Consider the following 15720-nt stretch of genomic DNA (forward strand, 5'->3'; position numbering starts at 1 on the left):
GTGGTGACGCAATGACGACAGCGCCGGCCGTGGATCCGCCTCGCCCGCAGAAGCTCCCGGAGACAGAGCCCGTCCCCCAGGGGAACGCCGAACGAGTGCTGGTCGCGGTGTTCACCGGCGTTCCGTTCCTGGCCCTGTTCGCGGCGATCCCGCTGGCCTGGGGCAGCTTCCTCGGCTGGACGGACATCGTCCTCATGGCGGTGTTCTACGTGCTGTCCGCGGGCGGCGTCACGGTCGGGTACCACCGGCACTTCACGCACGGCTCGTTCCGGGCCAAACGCCCGCTGAAGGTCTTCCTGGCGATCGCCGGGAGCCTGGCGATCGAAGGTCCCGTGATCATGTGGGTCGCCGACCACCGGCGCCACCACAAGCACTCCGACAAGGAGATGGACCCGCACTCGCCGTGGCGCTTCGGCAGCGACTGGAAGGCGCTGACGAAGGGGCTGGCGTGGGCGCACTACGGGTGGCTGTTCGGCGGCGACCGGACGTCCAAGCGCCGGTTCGCCAAGGACCTGCTCAACGACCCGGACATCAGGCGCATCCATCTCGCGTTCCCCGGGCTGGTGGCGGTGTCGTTCCTGCTCCCGGCGCTGATCGGCGGCATGGTCTCGATGTCGTGGGCCGGGTTCCTGACGGCGCTGTTCTGGGCGGGGTTCGTCCGGATCACGCTCGTCCACCATGTCACCTGGTCGATCAACTCCATCTGCCACACGTTCGGCAAGGAGGACTTCGAGGTCCGCGACAAGTCCCGCAACGTGTGGTGGCTCGCCATCCCCTCGCTGGGCGAGTCGTGGCACAACCTGCACCATTCGGACCCGACGTGCGCGCGGCACGGGGTGCTGAGGGGGCAGATCGACATCAGCGCGCGGATCATCTGGCTGTTCGAGAAGGCGGGCTGGGCCTATGACGTCCGGTGGCCGAACGATGACAGGCTGGCCGCGAAACGCACCAAGCAGGCGGTGTGAGCGCCACAATTGATCCTGTGACAGAACCCGCTCCCAGGACCCGCAGAAAGCGGATGACCGGCAAGGAACGTCGCGAGCAGCTCCTCAACATCGGGCGGACGCTGTTCGCGGCGCGTGGGCTGGACGGCACGTCGGTGGAGGAGATCGCCTCGGCGGCGGGCGTGTCGAAGCCCGTGGTGTACGAGCACTTCGGCGGCAAGGAGGGCCTGTACGCGGTCGTCGTCGACCGGGAGTTCGAGCGGCTGCTGCGGCTCGTCACGGAGGCGCTGAACTCGGCCGTCCACTACCGGAGCAAGCTGGAGAGGGCGGCGCTGGCGCTGCTGGAGTACATCGAGGAGAACCCGGACGGCTTCCGGATCCTCGTCCGCGACTCGCACGGCGGCACCGGCACCGGCAGCTACGCGAGCCTGCTGAGCGAGATCGCCGGCGAGGTGGAGTACATCCTCGCGCAGGAGTTCGACCGGCACGGCTACGACGTCAAGTTCGCGTCGCTGTACGCGCAGAGCCTGGTCGGGATGGTGGCGCTGACGGGCCAGTGGTGGCTGGACGTCCGCAAGCCGCGCCGCGAGGACGTGGCGGCGCACGTGGTGAACCTCGCGTGGAACGGTCTCTCGGGCCTCGAGCCGAGGCCGTCGCTCGATCCGCGCCGCCGCCGCAAGGAGCTTGAGCGGCTGGAGAAGCGCGCGGAGAAGGCGGCCGCGAAGGCGGAGAAGGCCGAGGAGAAGGCCGCCGCCAGGGAAGAGAAGGCCGCGGCCAAGGCCGAGAAGGCGCAGCGCAGGGGCCGCCGCGACTCGGAGATCGCCGACCCGTCCGCATAACGCGAGCACTGTGGCGCTGGTGGCGCGTCAGCGGCGTGGGGCGTCAGGGTGTCGGCTGCAGGAATTCGAGGCGGTTGCCGACGGGGTCGTCGGCGTAGAAGCGCCGGTGGCCGGGGAACAGCCCGTCCGGCGTGACGTCGTGGCCCGCGGCGCGGAGGCGTGCGGCGAGTTCGTCCAGGTCCCGGACGAGGAGTGCCGGGTGGGCCTTGCGGGCGGGACGGAAGTCGCGCTCGATGCCGAGATGCAGTTCGACGCCGCCGCCCCGGAACCAGGCCCCGCCCCGCTTGGCAAGCTCGGGCGGCTTGGCGATCTCCGCCAGGCCGAGGACGCCGCCGTAGAAGGCGCGGAGCGCATCTTCGCTGCCGGGCGGTGCGGCGAGGAGGACGTGGTGGACACCGTTGATCATCTGCGGCTCCTCGGTGCGGACCCGGCCGCCTTGTGACACCGGCGCCTTTGTGACACCGGCGCCTTTGTGACACCGGCCGCTTTGTGACACCGGCCGCTTTGTGACACCGGCCGCTTTGTGACACCGGCGGCCGGCCGGAGTTCGTCCGGGCGGCCGCCGGCCAGGGGTCGCCGGCCTCGGGTCGCGAGGCCGGGATACGCCGGACGCCGCCCATCCGTCCGAGGAGGCACACCGCAGGGGAACGAGTCGCCCCCTCGGCCGGACCGGGCGGCACCCCGTCCTTGGATGCCGGGGCCGCGCACGGCATCTCTCGACATCAAGACATAGGATGCCTCAGCCGGTATCTTGAGGTCAAGAATCCGGCCGGGTGGCGATCACGAAGATCCGCCGGAACGGGAACACGGTGCCGTAGGGCGCGGACGGGTACGCCTGCCGCAGCCTCTCCCGGTAGGCGTCGAGGAACTCCTCCGTCTCGCCGGGGTCCAGGGCGGACAGGACGGGTCGCAGCGCACTGCCCTTGACCCATTCGAGGACGGGGTCGTCCCCGTGCAGGACCTGGATGTAGGTCGTCTCCCAGGCGTCGACCGCGCATCCGTGGCGGATCAGCAGGTCGAGGTAGCCGGCCGCGTCGAGGACGGGCGCGTCCCGCTGGAGCGCGCCGAGCTTGCCGCGCCACCGGTCGGAGCGGCCCAGCTCGCGCAGCAGGACGTGGCTGGGCTCGCCGAAGTTGCCGGGGACCTGGAAGGCGAGCCGTCCGCCCGGCGTGAGCGCGTCCATCCACTGGGGCAGCAGGTCGAAGTGCTCCGGGACCCACTGCAGGACGGCGTTGCTCACGATGAGGTCGACGGGACCATCGGGGCGCCAGGCCGCGACGTCCCCGACGCGGAAGGTCAGCCGTCCCGGGATCTCGCGCCGCCGGGCCTCGGCGATCATCTCGGCCGAGCTGTCCAGGGCGTCGATGACGGCGTCCGGCCATCGGGCGGCGAGGGTCGCGGTCAGCTCCCCCGTCCCGCAGCCGAGATCGACGACGCGGGCGGGATCGGGGCCGGGGCCGTCGAGGCGTCCGACGAGTTCACGGAAGGGCCTGGCGCGTTCGCCGCCGAAAGCCTCGTACTGCGCGGGATCCCACACCGTGTTCACAGGCCACCGTCCATAATCCGCCCTGCCTGGCTCGACACTTGTCTCGATATCAAGATACAGCGTGCCGCGGCCGTCCGGCGGGTGCGGTCCCGGCGTGGCGCTTTAGGCTCGCCGCCATGACGAAGCGCGGAGGATCGGGCGGGTGGGCGCTGGTGCTCGGGCCGGGCGGGCCGGCATGGCTGGCGGGCCTCGCCGCCGGGCTGCGCCGGTCGGGCGTGGATCCGGCCGCCGCGACGCTGATCGTCGGGACGTCCGCGGGCGCGATCGCCGGCGCGATGATCACGACGGGACGCGATCTCGCCGCGGTGGCCGAGCTGCCCCTCCAGGGCCGGGACAGGCCGCCGCCGGACGCCGCCGCGATGATCCGGGCGTTCGAGCTGACGGGCGCCCCGGACCTGGACCCGGGCGAGGTCAGGCGCCGGATCGGACGGCTCGCGCTGGAGGCCGGGGCGCTGCCGGAGGAACGCCACCGGGCCGGAATGGCGTACCTCGTCGGGACCGACGAGTGGCCCGGCGGGCGGCGGCTGCTCGTCACCGCGGTGGACGTCGGGTCGGGCGAGCCGGTCGTGTGGGACGGCAGCGACGGCGGCGTCCCGCTGACGGCGGCCGTCGCGGCGAGCAGCGCCGCGCCCGGGTTCGCCGAGCCGGTGACCATCGGGGGCCGCCGCTACATGGACGGCGCGTTCGGCGGCGGGTCCAACGCGCATCTCGCGGCGGGAGCGGGCCCGGTCGTCCTGATCGAGCCGCTCCCCCAGATGTCGGACGGGTCGGGGGCCGACGTGCGGATCGTCCCCGACGAGCGGGCGCGCGAGGCGTTCGGCGACGACGTCGGCGACATCGCGCGCTGGACGCCCGCTTACCAGGAGGGCGTCCGGCAGGGCCCCGCGGCGGCGGAGCTGATCGTGTCGGCGATCAGGGATTCGGCCGGCTGATGAGGCCGCGGTCGAGGGCGACGACGACGGCGTGGGTGCGGTCGCTGACGTCGAGCTTGGCGAAGATGCGCAGCAGGTGCGTCTTGACGGTCGCCTCGGCGATGACGAGGCGGCGGCCGATGTCGGCGTTGGACAGCCCGTCCGCGACGGCGTCGAGGACGTCGATCTCCCGCGCCGTCAGCGTCACCGGCGCGGGCCGCCGCATCCGGGCGACGAGCTTCTCCGCGACGCGGGGCGCGAGGACGGTCTCGCCGCGGGCCGCGGCGTGGATCGCGTCGACGAGCTGGTCGCGGGTCGTGTCCTTGAGGAGGTAGCCGATGGCGCCGGCCTCGATCGCGTGCTCGATGTCGGCGTCGGTGTCGTAGGTGGTGAGGACCAGGACGCGGGTCGCGGCGCCGCTCCCGACGATCCGCTCGGTGGCGGCGACGCCGTCCATCACGGGCATGCGCAGGTCGAGGAGCGCCACGTCGGGACGGAGCCGCCCGACCAGCTCGACGGCCTCGCGCCCGTCGCCGGCCTCGCCGACGATGTCGAGGGTGGGTTCGGAGGCCAGCAGCGCGACGACACCCGCGCGCATGACGGTGTGGTCGTCCACCACGATGATCCGGAGCCTGCCGTCGGTCATGTCATGCCTCACCGGGATGCGGGGGGACCAGGGCGAAGACGCGGGTGCCGTCGCCGGGCGAGCTGGTGACGGTCAGCTCGCCGCCGAGCTCGGCGAGGCGGCGGCGCATGCCCTCCAGGCCGAACCCGCGGGACCCGCCGGCGGTGTCTCCGGCGGCAGCGGCGACGACGAAGCCGCGGCCGTCGTCGGTGATCTCCAGTTCGATGCCGTGCGGGCGCCGTTCCAGGACGACGCCGACCGTGGTCGCGGCGGCGTGCTTGCGGACGTTGGCCAGGGACTCCTGCGTGCAGCGCAGGAGCGCGATCCGGGCCGTCCGGTCGCAGTCGACCTCGGGCAGGTCGGCGGTGACGGCGAGCCCGGTGTCCTCGGCGAACCGGTCGAGGGTGCGGCGCAGCGCGGCGGCGATCGAGGCGGGCGCCGCACCGCCCTGCGCGAGGCCGTCCTGCGCAAGGCCGTCCTGCGCGAGGGGGCCACCGGCGCCCGACGCGACCAGGACGCGGGCCTCGGCGAGGTTCTCGCGCGCGGTCTGCTCGATCGAGAGGAGCTGCTGGGCGCTCCGGCCCGGGTCGGCGTCGAGCCCGTTCCGGGCCGCCTCCGCCAGGACGACGATGGACGCGAAGCCCTGCGCGAGCGTGTCGTGGATCTCGCGGGCGAGCCGTTCCCGTTCGTCGGCGGCGCCCTGGCGGCGCTGCGCCTCGGCGAGCTGCCGCTGCGTGTTCTCCAGGTCGGCGGCGAGGAGGCGGGCGCGTTCGTCGCGCTGCCCGACGACCCGGTGCATCCACAGCCCGAACAGCACCCCGGCCGCGTAGCCGATGAGGGTGGCGATCGTGTTGCCGGTGAGGATCTCGCCGTCCCGTCCCTGCTGGACGGCGTTCCCGGCGACCGTGGCCGCGGCGGCGGCGCCGCTGAGGACGACCGCGCGCCGCGGGCTCCCCGCGAAGATCCAGAAGTGCGGGAGCGACACGATCAGCAGGGAGGCGGCGCCGTCCATCAGGTAGGAGACGCCGCCGATCCCGATGATGAGCACGCCGAGGAACGCATGCCGGCGGACAGTGGGGTCACCGGGGAAGTTCCCCGTGATCGGATAGGCGAGCGCGAGCACGGCCAGCAGCGCCAGCGTGGTGGACTTCGTGTCGTCCGGCTGGTCCCACACGCCCATGGCCTGCGGGACCAGTCCGAGGGTCAGCCAGAAGGCGGCGTACCACCGGCGTAGTGCCCGTTGCGCCATGCGGTCAGCCTACGTTTTCCAGCGGCGGCCCGGTGACCACGGGGTCATCCGTCCGGCCGGACGGCCTGGACGGCCGGGACGGCCACCAGCTCCGCTCGCCGAGCAGCAGCATGAGCGACGGCAGGATCACGATCCGGATGACGACGGCGTCCAGCAGGACGGCGACCGCCAGCGCGAACCCCATCTGCTTCATCTCCATGATGTGCAGGGCCACGAAGCTGGCGAACACGGTGACCATCACGAACGCGGCGCTGGTGACGACGCCCGCCGAGTTCCGGATCCCGCCGAGCACCGCGTCCCGGGTGGACGCGCCCGCCAGGACGGCCTCCCTGATCCGGCTGATCACGAAGACCTGGTAGTCCATCGAGAGGCCGAACAGGATCACGAACAGGAACAACGGCACCCGGGAGCCGATCGACCCGGTGGAGGTGAAGTCGAGCGCGCCCTCCGCCCACGTCCCCTGGAAGACGAGGGTGAGCACGCCGAGCGCCGCGCCCGCGGACAGCAGGTTCAGCACCACGCCGACCAGGCCGAGCGCGACCGAGCGGAACGCCCACACCGTCATCGCGAACGTCACCAGCAGCAGCGACCCGATGATCATGGGCAGCTTGCGCTCCTGATGGGCGGGGTAGTCGGCGTAGCGGGCGACGTCGCCGGTCACGGCCGTCTCGACGCCGGCGTCCCCGGGTGTGCCGGATTCCCCGAGTTTCCCGAGTTTCCCGACGGTGGCGGGCACGTACTCGTCGCGGAGCGTCGTCAGGGACGACTGCGCCTCGTCCGTGCTGCCGTAGTGCGGGACGGCGAGTTCGAGGAGGCTGATCCGGCCGTCCGGCGAGGTCCGCAGTTCGGTCGTGCCGGTGAAGCGCGCGTCGTCCCCGGTGCGGGCGGCGAGGTCGCGGAGCGCGGCGGTGACCTCGTCCGCGCGGCCCGGGTCGGCGCGGACGACGACCTGGTGCATCGACTTCAGCTCGGGGAACGCCGCGTTCAGCCGGTCGTAGGTCTGCATGGCCGGGATGTCGCGCGGGTGGGACTCGCGTCCCATGTCGGTGAGGTTGAGGTTCAGCAGCGGCGCGGACAGGGCGAGCATCACGAGAACGCCCACGATCAGCGTCACGGCGGGGCGGCGCTCAACAGGACGGAGCATCGCGGTGGTGATCCGCCCGCCGTCCTTCGACCTCAGTGTCCTGGCGGGCTTGCCGCGGCGGGCTCGGCGGGCGGCGCGGCGCTCCGACCACTGGCCGAGCTTGGCCAGCAGCGCGGGCAGGACGGTCAGCGAGCTGACGACGGCGACGAGCGTGACGACGATCGCGCCCGTCGCGATGGACGAGAAGATGACGTCGTCGGCGATGTAGAGGGTGGCGCTGGAGACGGCGACCGCGAGCCCGGACAGCACGACGGCGCGTCCGGACGTCGCCGCCGCCAGCTCCACCACGGCCCGCGGGGAGAGCCGGCCGCCGGACCTGGCACGTTCCTCCCGTTCCCGCTTGAGGTAGAAGAGGGTGTAGTCGACGCCGACGGCCATCCCGATCAGCAGGATCATGCTGGCGCTGACGCCGGCGTCCGGGAAGACGTGCGAGGCCAGCATCGACAGGCCGACCGCCGCCGCGATCGACGTCAGCGCCAGCACGATCGGCACGACGGCCAGCGACACCGACCCGAACACCACCAGCAGCGTGATCAGCGTGATGGGCAGCGCGATGACCTCGGTGCGCGCCAGGTCCTCGCCGCGGAGCTTCTCGATGCCCTTGCTGATGGACGGACCGCCGGTCTCCTCCACCCGGACGCCGGGATGCGCGGCCTGCACCTCGGCCGTCTGCGCGAGAAGCGGCTCGACGTGCTTCTTCCCGTCCAGTTCGGGGCCTCGCAGGGTGACCTCGACGCGGACGGCGGTCCCGCCATCCGACCGGATCGGCGCCGACACCGACTCGACCTCGGGGAGCCGCTTCATGCGGGACGCGGCGTCGCGGGCGGCGGCGTCGGCGGCGGGCGCGTCGAGCCCGGCGGCCGTGCCGGGCTTCGCGGTGATCAGGATGTGCTCGACGGGCTTCTGCTGCAGGCCGCCCTCGGCGGCCATCGCCTCGGCCCGGCCGGCCTCGCCGATCCGGAAGTCCTCGGAGGTGGCGGCGTGCCCGCCGACGGCGATCCCGATGCCGAGGCACATCACCACGAACAGGAACCATCCGGCGATCGCCCGCCAGGGATGCCCGGCACTCCACCGGGCCATGATCAATGAGGGGTTCGTCATGCTGAGAATGCTCGCTGCGGGCATCCTTTGCGCATGAGGCCCGTCCGGCTGAACTTCGTGTCCACCGACCGGTGGACCCCCCGCCGCCGGACACCTCTCTCGATATCAAGATACAGGTAGGGTGACGGCATGCAAGATGAGGTGGACAGGCTCGTCGCCGCGTGGCGCACCGAGCGTCCGGACCTGGACGTCCGGCCGCTGCAGGTCCTCAGCCGCGTGTCCCGGCTGGCCCGGCACCTCGACCGCGCCCGGCGCGGCGTGTTCGCCGACCACGACCTGGAGTCGTGGGAGTTCGACGTCCTCACCGCGCTGCGCCGCGCGGGCAGCCCCTACCAGCTCAGCCCGGGACGGCTGCTGCACGCCACGCTGGTCACGTCCGGCACGATGACGAACCGCATCGACCGGCTCGCGGCGGCCGGGCTCGTGGAGCGGCACCCCGACCCGCAGGACAAGCGCGGCGTCCAGGTCCGGCTCACCGGCGCGGGCATGACCCGGGTGGACGCCGCCTTCGCCGATCTCCTCGAACGGGAGGAGGCGATCCTCGAAGGCCTGAGCCCCGCCCAGCACGACGCCCTCGCGGACCTGCTCCGCATCCTGCTCATCCCGTTCGACGAGTAACCCCGGAGGGTCAGCCGAGGTCCTCGGCGAGCATCAGCCATTCCTCCTCGACGGTGGCGGCCTCGGCCTGGATCTCCTTCAGGCGTCCGTCGAGTTCCTGGAGTTTGGCGTAGTCGGTGGCGTGGGCCGCGAGCTGCTCGTGCAGGTCGGCCTCCTGCCCGGCGAGCTTCTCCAGGCGGCGTTCGAGCCGGTCCAGCTCCTTGCGGGCCTTCCAGTCCTGCCCGCCCTTCGGCTTCGCCGCAGACGCCGGCGCGGTCTTGGCCGCGGTCTTGGCCGCCGGAGCGGTCTTCGCCACTGGGACGGCCGCGTTCTCGGCGCGTCCGGGCTTCGGGGCCGTCCCGGCGGCGCGGCGATCGAGGTACTCGTCGACGCCGCCGGGCAGCATCGACACGCGTCCGTCGCCGAGGAGCGCCACGACGTGGTCGGTGACGCGCTCCAGGAAGTACCGGTCGTGGCTGACGACGACCAGCGTTCCGGGCCAGCCGTCCAGGAGGTCTTCGACCTCGGTGAGCGTCTCGATGTCGAGGTCGTTGGTGGGCTCGTCCAGGAGGAGGACGTTGGGCTCGCCCATCAGGAGGCGGAGAAGGTGCAGGCGGCGCCGTTCACCGCCGGAGAGGTCGCCGACGGGCGTCCACTGACGTTCGCGGTGGAAGCCGAGGCGTTCGAGGAGCTGGCTCGCGGTCCAGTCCCGCTTGCCGACGGTGATGCGGCGGCGGATCTCCTCCACCGACTCCAGGACGCGCCGCGACGGCTCCAGGTCTTCGAGGTTCTGCGTCAGATGCGCGAGCTGGACGGTCTTGCCCTGCACCACCGTCCCGGACACCGGCGACACCGAGCCGTCCAGCAGGCGCAGCAGGGTGCTCTTGCCGCTGCCGTTGACGCCGACCAGCCCGACGCGGTCGCCCGGCCCGAGCCGCCACGTCATCCGCTCGAAGATCGTGCGAGCGCCGTCGTCCCGCCCGACCCGGACGGTCACGTCCTCCGCGTCGTAGACGGTCTTGCCGAGCCGCGCGGTCGCGAACCGGGTCAGCTCCACCGAGTCGCGCAGCGGCGGCTCGTCGGCGATCAGCGCCTGCGCGGCGTCCACCCGGAACTTCGGCTTGGACGTGCGCGCCTGCGGGCCGCGCCGCAGCCACGCCAGCTCCTTGCGCAGCAGGTTCTGCCGCTTCGCCTCGGTCGCGGCGGCGATCCTGGCGCGTTCGGCCTTCGCGAGGACGTAGGCGGAGTAGCCGCCCTCGTAGCGTTCGACGTTCCCGTCGACGACCTCCCACGTCCGGTCGGTGACCTCGTCGAGGAACCAGCGGTCGTGGGTGACGACGAGGACCGCGGACTTGCGGCCCCTCAGGTGCCGGGCCAGCCAGGCGATGGCCTCGATGTCGAGGTGGTTGGTGGGCTCGTCCAGCAGCAGCAGGTCGGACTCGGGGACGAGCAGCCGCGCCAGCGCGACACGGCGGCGCTCGCCGCCGGACATGGCCGCCAGCGGCGCGTCCAGGCCCGCGTTGGCGATCAGGTCGGCGAGCAGGCCGTCGAGGACGTCGCGGACGCGCACGTCCCCCGCCCACTCGTGCTCGGCGCGGTCGCCCAGCACAACGGACCGGATGGTCGCCGCTTCGGCGAAGTCGTCCCGCTGGGCCAGATGGCCGAGCCGCAGCCCGCGCGAGTGCGTGACGCGCCCGGTGTCGGGCTCGGTCTCCCGCGCGAGGACGGACACGAGGGTGCTCTTGCCGCCGCCGTTGCGGCCGACGACGCCGACGCGGTCGCCCTCGTCCAGCCCGAGGGACACGGCGTCGAGCAGCGGCTCGGGCCCGTAGGCCTTGGCGACGTTCTCAAGGTTGATCAGATTCACGACGCCATCAAGCCTATTGGCCCCGGAGCCCCCGTCAGACCCGCCCCGTCATACGCCGGGCGGCGGCGGACCCTGCGGCCCTTGCGGGCCAGGGCCATACCCAGGGCCAGAGCCGGGACCAGGGCCGGGTGGAGGCGGGGGGCCGTAGCCGGGCGGACCGTATCCGGGCGGGACGCCGGGGTTCTGGCCTTTCTTCCGGCTGGCGGTCGCGGCGACGATGATCACCACGACCACGCCCACGAGCCCGAACACGACGATCAGGAGCAGGAGGAGGATTTCCATCGCTCCAATGGTAGACATTGCGGTCCTCGGCGGTCGGGGAGCGCCGCCTGGACTGAGAGCGGCGAGCCGGACGAGGTCAGCGCATGGCGGGTGGGGTCGGGCCGACCTCGGCCTGCGCCTCAAGGCTAGCGGCCCGCGCCCGTCCCGCGACGACGGAGCCGGGCGCGTTGCGGCGGAGGTCCCGGTCGCGGCGCACGGCCAGCAGGACGAGGGTCGCCATCATCGCGATCGCCATGATGGCCAGCAGCCCGGAAAGGTACGTCATCGCTCCACCTCGCCGGCAGGATCAGCGCTTGAGTGCATCGGTGTCACGGGTACAAGACGCCTGCCTTGCGCAAGAAGTTCGCTTGTGTGACAAGCGCATCTACCCTTTTTTATTAGGAAAGCTTCTTATCGTGAAGCCCCAGGGTATCGGTGTCGTCACACCGGCCGTCACACCGGTCGCCATACCGGCCGTCACCAGCCGTTACCAGTCGTCACACCACTGTCGCGCCCGGGACGGGTCCCTGGGCGCGCAGGATCTGCTGGGCGACGCCCGTCCCGTCCAGCGCCTCCGCGAGGTCGCCGGCGTCCTCCTCGGTCTCGGCGAGGAAGGCGCATGTCGGGCCGGAACCGGACACGAGCGCCCCGGCGGCGCCGAGATCGCGGCCCGCGTCGAGGACGCGTCCGAGCGACGGCCGCAGCGACAGCGCCGCCGCCTGGAGATCGTTGGTCAGCGCCGCGCCCAGCCCCTTGGCGTCGCCGGTCGCGAGCGCGGTCATCAGCGCCTCGGAGACCACCGGCCGCGCCGCCGCCTCCCCCTCGGCCGCGCGGATCCGGTCGCACTCGGCGTAGACGGCGGGCGTGGACAGCCCGCCGTCGGCGGTCGCGAACACCCAGTGGAAGGTCCCGCGGGTCAGCGCGGGGGTGAGCCGCTCGCCGCGTCCGACGCCGACCGCGGTCCCGCCGAGGACGGCGAACGGCACGTCGCTGCCCAGCTCGGCGCCGAGTTCCACCAGGTCGTCGCGGGTGAGGGCGGGGCTGTCGCGGTCGTCCCAGAGCCGGGCGCAGGCGACCAGCGCGGCGGCGGCGTCGGCGCTGCCGCCCGCCATGCCGCCCGCCACCGGGATGGCCTTGCGGATCCGGATCGCGACGCGGGGCTCGACGCCGAGCCGCGCCGCGACGAGCCTGGCCGCCTTCGCCGCGAGGTTGCCGTCGTCGACCGGGACGCCGCCGACGTCCACCCGCGAGTACGGGGCGGCCTGGACGCGCACCTCCAGGCGGGGCGCGTCCGCGGCCGTCACCTCGTCGAAGAGGGAGACGGCGTGGAACACGTTGACGAGGTCGTGGTAGCCGTCGTCGCGGATCGGCCCCACGCCGAGCTGCAGGTTGACCTTGGCGGGGACGCGTACGCTCACTGCGGTCACGTCCGAAACCCTACGGCCAATCCCGGGCATGACGGGTCCCGGGTCAGTCTCCGCTGGTCACAGGCAGGTTGCGGGGGTTGAAGTAGGGGGTCGTGGCGAGTTCGCGGAGCGCCGAGACGGTGTGCTTGTCGCCGGTCACCGAGTAGGCGCGGCGCTTGTCGCGGGCGTTCGCCGCCTGCTCGTCGGAGTTGAAGTAGACGACGGCCTTGACCTGCGGGTCCTGGAGCGTCTTGGACGCCTCCCTGAGCCATTCGGCGCGCCGCTCGCCGTAGGACTTCGGGACGCCGAACTCGGCGATCATGATGGGCTTCTCGCGGTCCCGCGCCCACTGCAGGAACATCTTCACGGCCTCCGACAGGTCCCGGTACTCGTAGTCCGCGCCGGGCTGCGCGTCGGCGCAGATCCAGTCGACCTGATCGTCGCCGGGGTAGTACGCGGGGGCGTCGCCGCCGCCGAAGCCGCGGGCGCTCGGGCACCACACCCACGCGACGTTGTCGACCCGCTCCTGCTTGAAGATCGCCCGCAGGTGCTTCCAGGCCGCGGTGAAGTCCTGCGGCGAGTGGACCCGCTTCTTGTTGGACGCCTTGTCCATGTCCCGCGACCAGCGCAGGAAGACCGGCTTGCCGAGGGCCTTGACCGCGCGGGCCCGGCGCTGGACGAGCTCGTCGTACTCGCCCTGGACGATCTTCTTCGTGTCGGCGCCGCCCCAGGTCAGCAGCAGGTACCGGTTGCCCGCGGTGACCGACTCCTCCAGCTCGGCCGGGAACTCCGACGTCCAGCTCCGGTAGGTCTGGACGATGTCGAGCTGCCGTCCGAGCTCCTGCTCGAAGCCGACCACCGGGGCCATGCCCGGCTTGTCCGCGTCCTTGCCGGTGGGCTTCGCGGACGGCGACGCCGACGCGGACCCCGACGGAGTGCCCGACGGCGACTCCGACGGTGAAGCCGAAGGCGACCCCGAAGGCGATCCCGACTTGGACGCGGACGGCCTGCCCTCGCCCTCCGGCGGCACCCAGGCCCCGAAGTACGCCCCCTCCTTCGGCGGCACCGGGGCCACGCCCGCCCGCGCCGTCGTCGTGATCTTCGGCGCGGCCCCCGCGCCGCCGCCACAGCCCGCCGCCACTGTCGCGACCATCGCCGCGGTGGCGAGCAGGGCCGTCCCCAGGATCGGCAACCTCGCCCGCGCCGTCCGCGAACGCCCCTTCACATCGACCTCCGGCTCGTCCTGTCCAGTGTCCCCCGTGGAGCCGTCCGTCCCCAGGCTCCCCGCAGCACTCCGCACCCCGAAAAAAACACGCTCTGCTGAAAACATGCCCCCGCTGAGAAAACACGCCCTAGGGGGTCGGGAGCTGATCTCCCCGGCGTGAAGGACCATACTCGGCAATCCGGGCGAAGGCGGCCACGTCCAGAGCTTCCCCCCTCGCCCGGGGGTCCACGCCCGCGGCGCGCAGGGCCTCCTCGGCGGCCGCCGCGGACCCGGCCCAGCTCGCCAGCGCGGCGCGCAGCGTCTTGCGGCGCTGCGCGAACGCGGCGTCCACCACGGCGAACACCTCCTCGCGGGTCGCGGCGGTCTGCGGCGGCTCGCGGCGGGTGAACGCGACGAGGCCCGAGTCGACGTTCGGCGCGGGCCAGAACACCGCGCGGCCGACCGCCCCGGCCCGGCGCGCGTGCCCGTACCAGGCGAGCTTCACCGACGGGACGCCGTAGATCTTCCCGCCGGGCGCGGCGACCATCCGGTCGGCGACCTCGGCCTGCACCATCACGAGCGCGGTCCGCAGCGACGGCAGGACGGCCAGCAGGTGCAGGACGACCGGCACCGCCACGTTGTACGGGAGGTTCGCGACGAGCGCCGTCGGCTCCGGCCCCGGCACCTGTGTGATCTTCATCGCATCGGCGTGGACGACCTCCAGCCGTCCGGCGAGATCAGGCGCCCGCGCCTCGACCGTGCCGGGCAGCGCCGCGGCCAGCCCGCGGTCCACCTCGACGGCGACGACGCGCCCCGCCTCCGGGAGCAGGGCGAGCGTCAGCGAGCCGAGCCCCGGCCCGACCTCGATCACGACGTCGCCGGGGCGCACCCCGGCCGTCCGGACGATCCGCCGGACGGTGTTCGCGTCGATGACGAAGTTCTGCCCGAGCGTCTTCGTCGGCCTGACGCCGAGCCGTTCCGCCAGCTCGCGCACGTCCGCCGGACCCAGCAGCCCCGCCTTTGTCTCCCCCACGCCCCCGATTGTTCCAGCTCAGCCGAACAGGAATTTCCCGCAGTTGGGCCACTGGCCCTGCCAGCGGCCGTTCACCCTCTTGTAGAGGAGCTGCGCGCGGTAGGTCTGCTCGGCCGCGCTGGCGTCCGACGGCTTGCCCTTCCCGCCGACCGACGCCCACGAGGCCAAGGAGAACTGGTACAGCCCGTAGTAACCGGCCGGGTTCACGGCCTTCGGGTTGTTGTTCGACTCGCAGTTCGCGAGACCGCGCCAGTTCAGCCTGGCCGCCGAGCCGGTGCCCGCCGACTCGGGGCCGACCGCGACGACCCGCGCGACGGGCTTCCGCTTGATCCGCTGCGTGATGACCTTCTTGACGGGCTTGAGCCTCCCGCCCTTCCCGACCGGCCGCCGGACGTACGCCCACGTCACGATCTTGATGCCGGGGCGGCCCTCGCGCAGCACCTTCTCGCCCCACGGCGGCACCGAGGCGCTCTTCTTGCGGATCGTCTTCGCGGGCACCTTCACGGCCAGGGTCTTCGGCGCCGACAGCAGCCGCAGGACCTTCACGACGTCCCCGGCGGGCTGGTCGATGGTCGGCTTGACCAGGTCGTACTGGCCCAGCGCGACCCCGGCCTCCTGGAGGACCTGCCGGACGGTCGTGCCCGTCGTCATCGTCTCGGTCCGCTTGCCGTCCACGACGATGACGACCTTGTGCGGCGCGGGCGCGTCGGCGCGCGGCGCGTCCGCGGCGGCCTTGGGACCGGCCGATCCATCGCCGCCGCACCCCGCCGCCGACACCGACAACGCCGCGGCCAGCAGCACATGGACGGCAGGACGACGCAGGGGGTGGCGACGCACGGGTACCTCCAAGGGGGTCGGGCTCAGGGGCGCCCGCTCAGAGGCCAGAGAGTAGAGCCGCCCGCCGCGTCTCCGCCACCACATCACTCACATGCGTCCCGCCGGCCCCCGGAGGCGCGGGCCGCTGCCCCGGGCCTTACCGGCTGCCCCAGGCCC

At 72.7% G+C, this 15720-nt stretch carries 16 protein-coding genes; 4 read left to right on the forward strand and 12 right to left on the reverse strand.

Going from position 1 to position 15720, the window contains the following annotated elements:
* Positions 1–11: 11 nt before the first annotated feature.
* Positions 12–965 carry an acyl-CoA desaturase gene (locus ACH35V_RS26680; protein ID WP_395976093.1) on the forward strand — a complete coding sequence of 318 codons (954 nt, stop codon included), beginning with the start codon at positions 12–14 and terminating at the stop codon, positions 963–965.
* Positions 966–982: 17 nt separating this feature from the next.
* Positions 983–1783, forward strand: a complete 801-nt coding sequence (locus tag ACH35V_RS26685; RefSeq protein ID WP_395976095.1) for a TetR/AcrR family transcriptional regulator — start codon at positions 983–985, stop codon at positions 1781–1783.
* A 43-nt stretch (positions 1784–1826) separates the two neighbouring features.
* On the opposite strand, the gene ACH35V_RS26690 is transcribed toward ACH35V_RS26685, so the two are convergent.
* Together ACH35V_RS26690 and ACH35V_RS26695 are read right to left on the reverse strand one after the other, a co-directional pair.
* Entirely contained in the window at positions 1827–2189 is a 363-nt protein-coding gene (locus ACH35V_RS26690; RefSeq protein ID WP_395976097.1) for a VOC family protein, read from the reverse strand.
* A 351-nt stretch (positions 2190–2540) separates the two neighbouring features.
* On the reverse strand, positions 2541–3329 hold the full coding sequence (locus ACH35V_RS26695) for a trans-aconitate 2-methyltransferase (RefSeq protein ID WP_395976099.1): 789 nt from the start codon (positions 3327–3329) through the stop codon (positions 2541–2543).
* 116 nt (positions 3330–3445) lie between these two features.
* On the opposite strand from ACH35V_RS26695, the gene ACH35V_RS26700 reads away from it, so the two are divergent.
* Positions 3446–4261 carry a patatin-like phospholipase family protein gene (locus ACH35V_RS26700; protein ID WP_395976101.1) on the forward strand — a complete coding sequence of 272 codons (816 nt, stop codon included), beginning with the start codon at positions 3446–3448 and terminating at the stop codon, positions 4259–4261.
* Here the strand turns inward: ACH35V_RS26700 and ACH35V_RS26705 are convergent.
* The 3 genes from ACH35V_RS26705 to ACH35V_RS26715 are packed head-to-tail and all read right to left on the reverse strand — an operon-like array spanning position 4242 to position 8359.
* Positions 4242–4886, reverse strand: a complete 645-nt coding sequence (locus ACH35V_RS26705; RefSeq protein ID WP_395976103.1) for a response regulator — start codon at positions 4884–4886, stop codon at positions 4242–4244. The two genes, ACH35V_RS26700 and ACH35V_RS26705, sit on opposite strands and share 20 nt — an antisense overlap.
* Before the next feature lies 1 nt (position 4887).
* A complete protein-coding gene (locus tag ACH35V_RS26710) occupies positions 4888–6114 on the reverse strand; it encodes a sensor histidine kinase (protein ID WP_395976105.1) in 1227 nt (408 codons plus the stop codon).
* A gap of 4 nt (positions 6115–6118) precedes the next feature.
* The gene (locus tag ACH35V_RS26715) at positions 6119–8359 is read right to left on the reverse strand and encodes an MMPL family transporter (protein ID WP_395976107.1); all 2241 of its coding nucleotides are present in this window, start codon (positions 8357–8359) and stop codon (positions 6119–6121) included.
* Between the two features lie 129 nt (positions 8360–8488).
* Between ACH35V_RS26715 and ACH35V_RS26720 the strand changes: the two genes are divergently transcribed.
* Positions 8489–8977, forward strand: coding sequence for a MarR family winged helix-turn-helix transcriptional regulator (locus tag ACH35V_RS26720; RefSeq protein WP_395976109.1), 489 nt, complete (start codon positions 8489–8491; stop codon positions 8975–8977).
* Positions 8978–8987: 10 nt separating this feature from the next.
* On the opposite strand, the gene ACH35V_RS26725 is transcribed toward ACH35V_RS26720, so the two are convergent.
* The 7 genes from ACH35V_RS26725 to ACH35V_RS26755 form a co-directional block, all read right to left on the reverse strand.
* Positions 8988–10823 carry an ABC-F family ATP-binding cassette domain-containing protein gene (locus ACH35V_RS26725; protein ID WP_395976111.1) on the reverse strand — a complete coding sequence of 612 codons (1836 nt, stop codon included), beginning with the start codon at positions 10821–10823 and terminating at the stop codon, positions 8988–8990.
* A gap of 48 nt (positions 10824–10871) precedes the next feature.
* Positions 10872–11105, reverse strand: coding sequence for a hypothetical protein (locus ACH35V_RS26730; RefSeq protein ID WP_395976113.1), 234 nt, complete (start codon positions 11103–11105; stop codon positions 10872–10874).
* Between the two features lie 76 nt (positions 11106–11181).
* Positions 11182–11370: a hypothetical protein gene (locus ACH35V_RS26735; protein ID WP_395976115.1), complete on the reverse strand. Its 189-nt coding sequence runs from the start codon at positions 11368–11370 to the stop codon at positions 11182–11184.
* A 211-nt stretch (positions 11371–11581) separates the two neighbouring features.
* The gene (locus ACH35V_RS26740) at positions 11582–12541 is read right to left on the reverse strand and encodes a 4-(cytidine 5'-diphospho)-2-C-methyl-D-erythritol kinase (RefSeq protein WP_395976117.1); all 960 of its coding nucleotides are present in this window, start codon (positions 12539–12541) and stop codon (positions 11582–11584) included.
* 13 nt (positions 12542–12554) lie between these two features.
* Entirely contained in the window at positions 12555–13715 is a 1161-nt protein-coding gene (locus ACH35V_RS26745) for a glycoside hydrolase family 26 protein (protein WP_395976119.1), read from the reverse strand.
* 127 nt (positions 13716–13842) lie between these two features.
* On the reverse strand, positions 13843–14727 hold the full coding sequence (rsmA, locus tag ACH35V_RS26750) for a 16S rRNA (adenine(1518)-N(6)/adenine(1519)-N(6))-dimethyltransferase RsmA (protein ID WP_395976121.1): 885 nt from the start codon (positions 14725–14727) through the stop codon (positions 13843–13845).
* A gap of 18 nt (positions 14728–14745) precedes the next feature.
* Complete coding sequence (locus tag ACH35V_RS26755) at positions 14746–15564, reverse strand: transglycosylase family protein (protein WP_395976123.1); 819 nt, start codon at positions 15562–15564, stop codon at positions 14746–14748.
* Between the last annotated feature and the right edge of the window lie 156 nt (positions 15565–15720).

Source organism: Actinomadura sp. 1N219 (genome assembly GCF_044326405.1).
GTDB lineage: Bacteria > Actinomycetota > Actinomycetes > Streptosporangiales > Streptosporangiaceae > Spirillospora.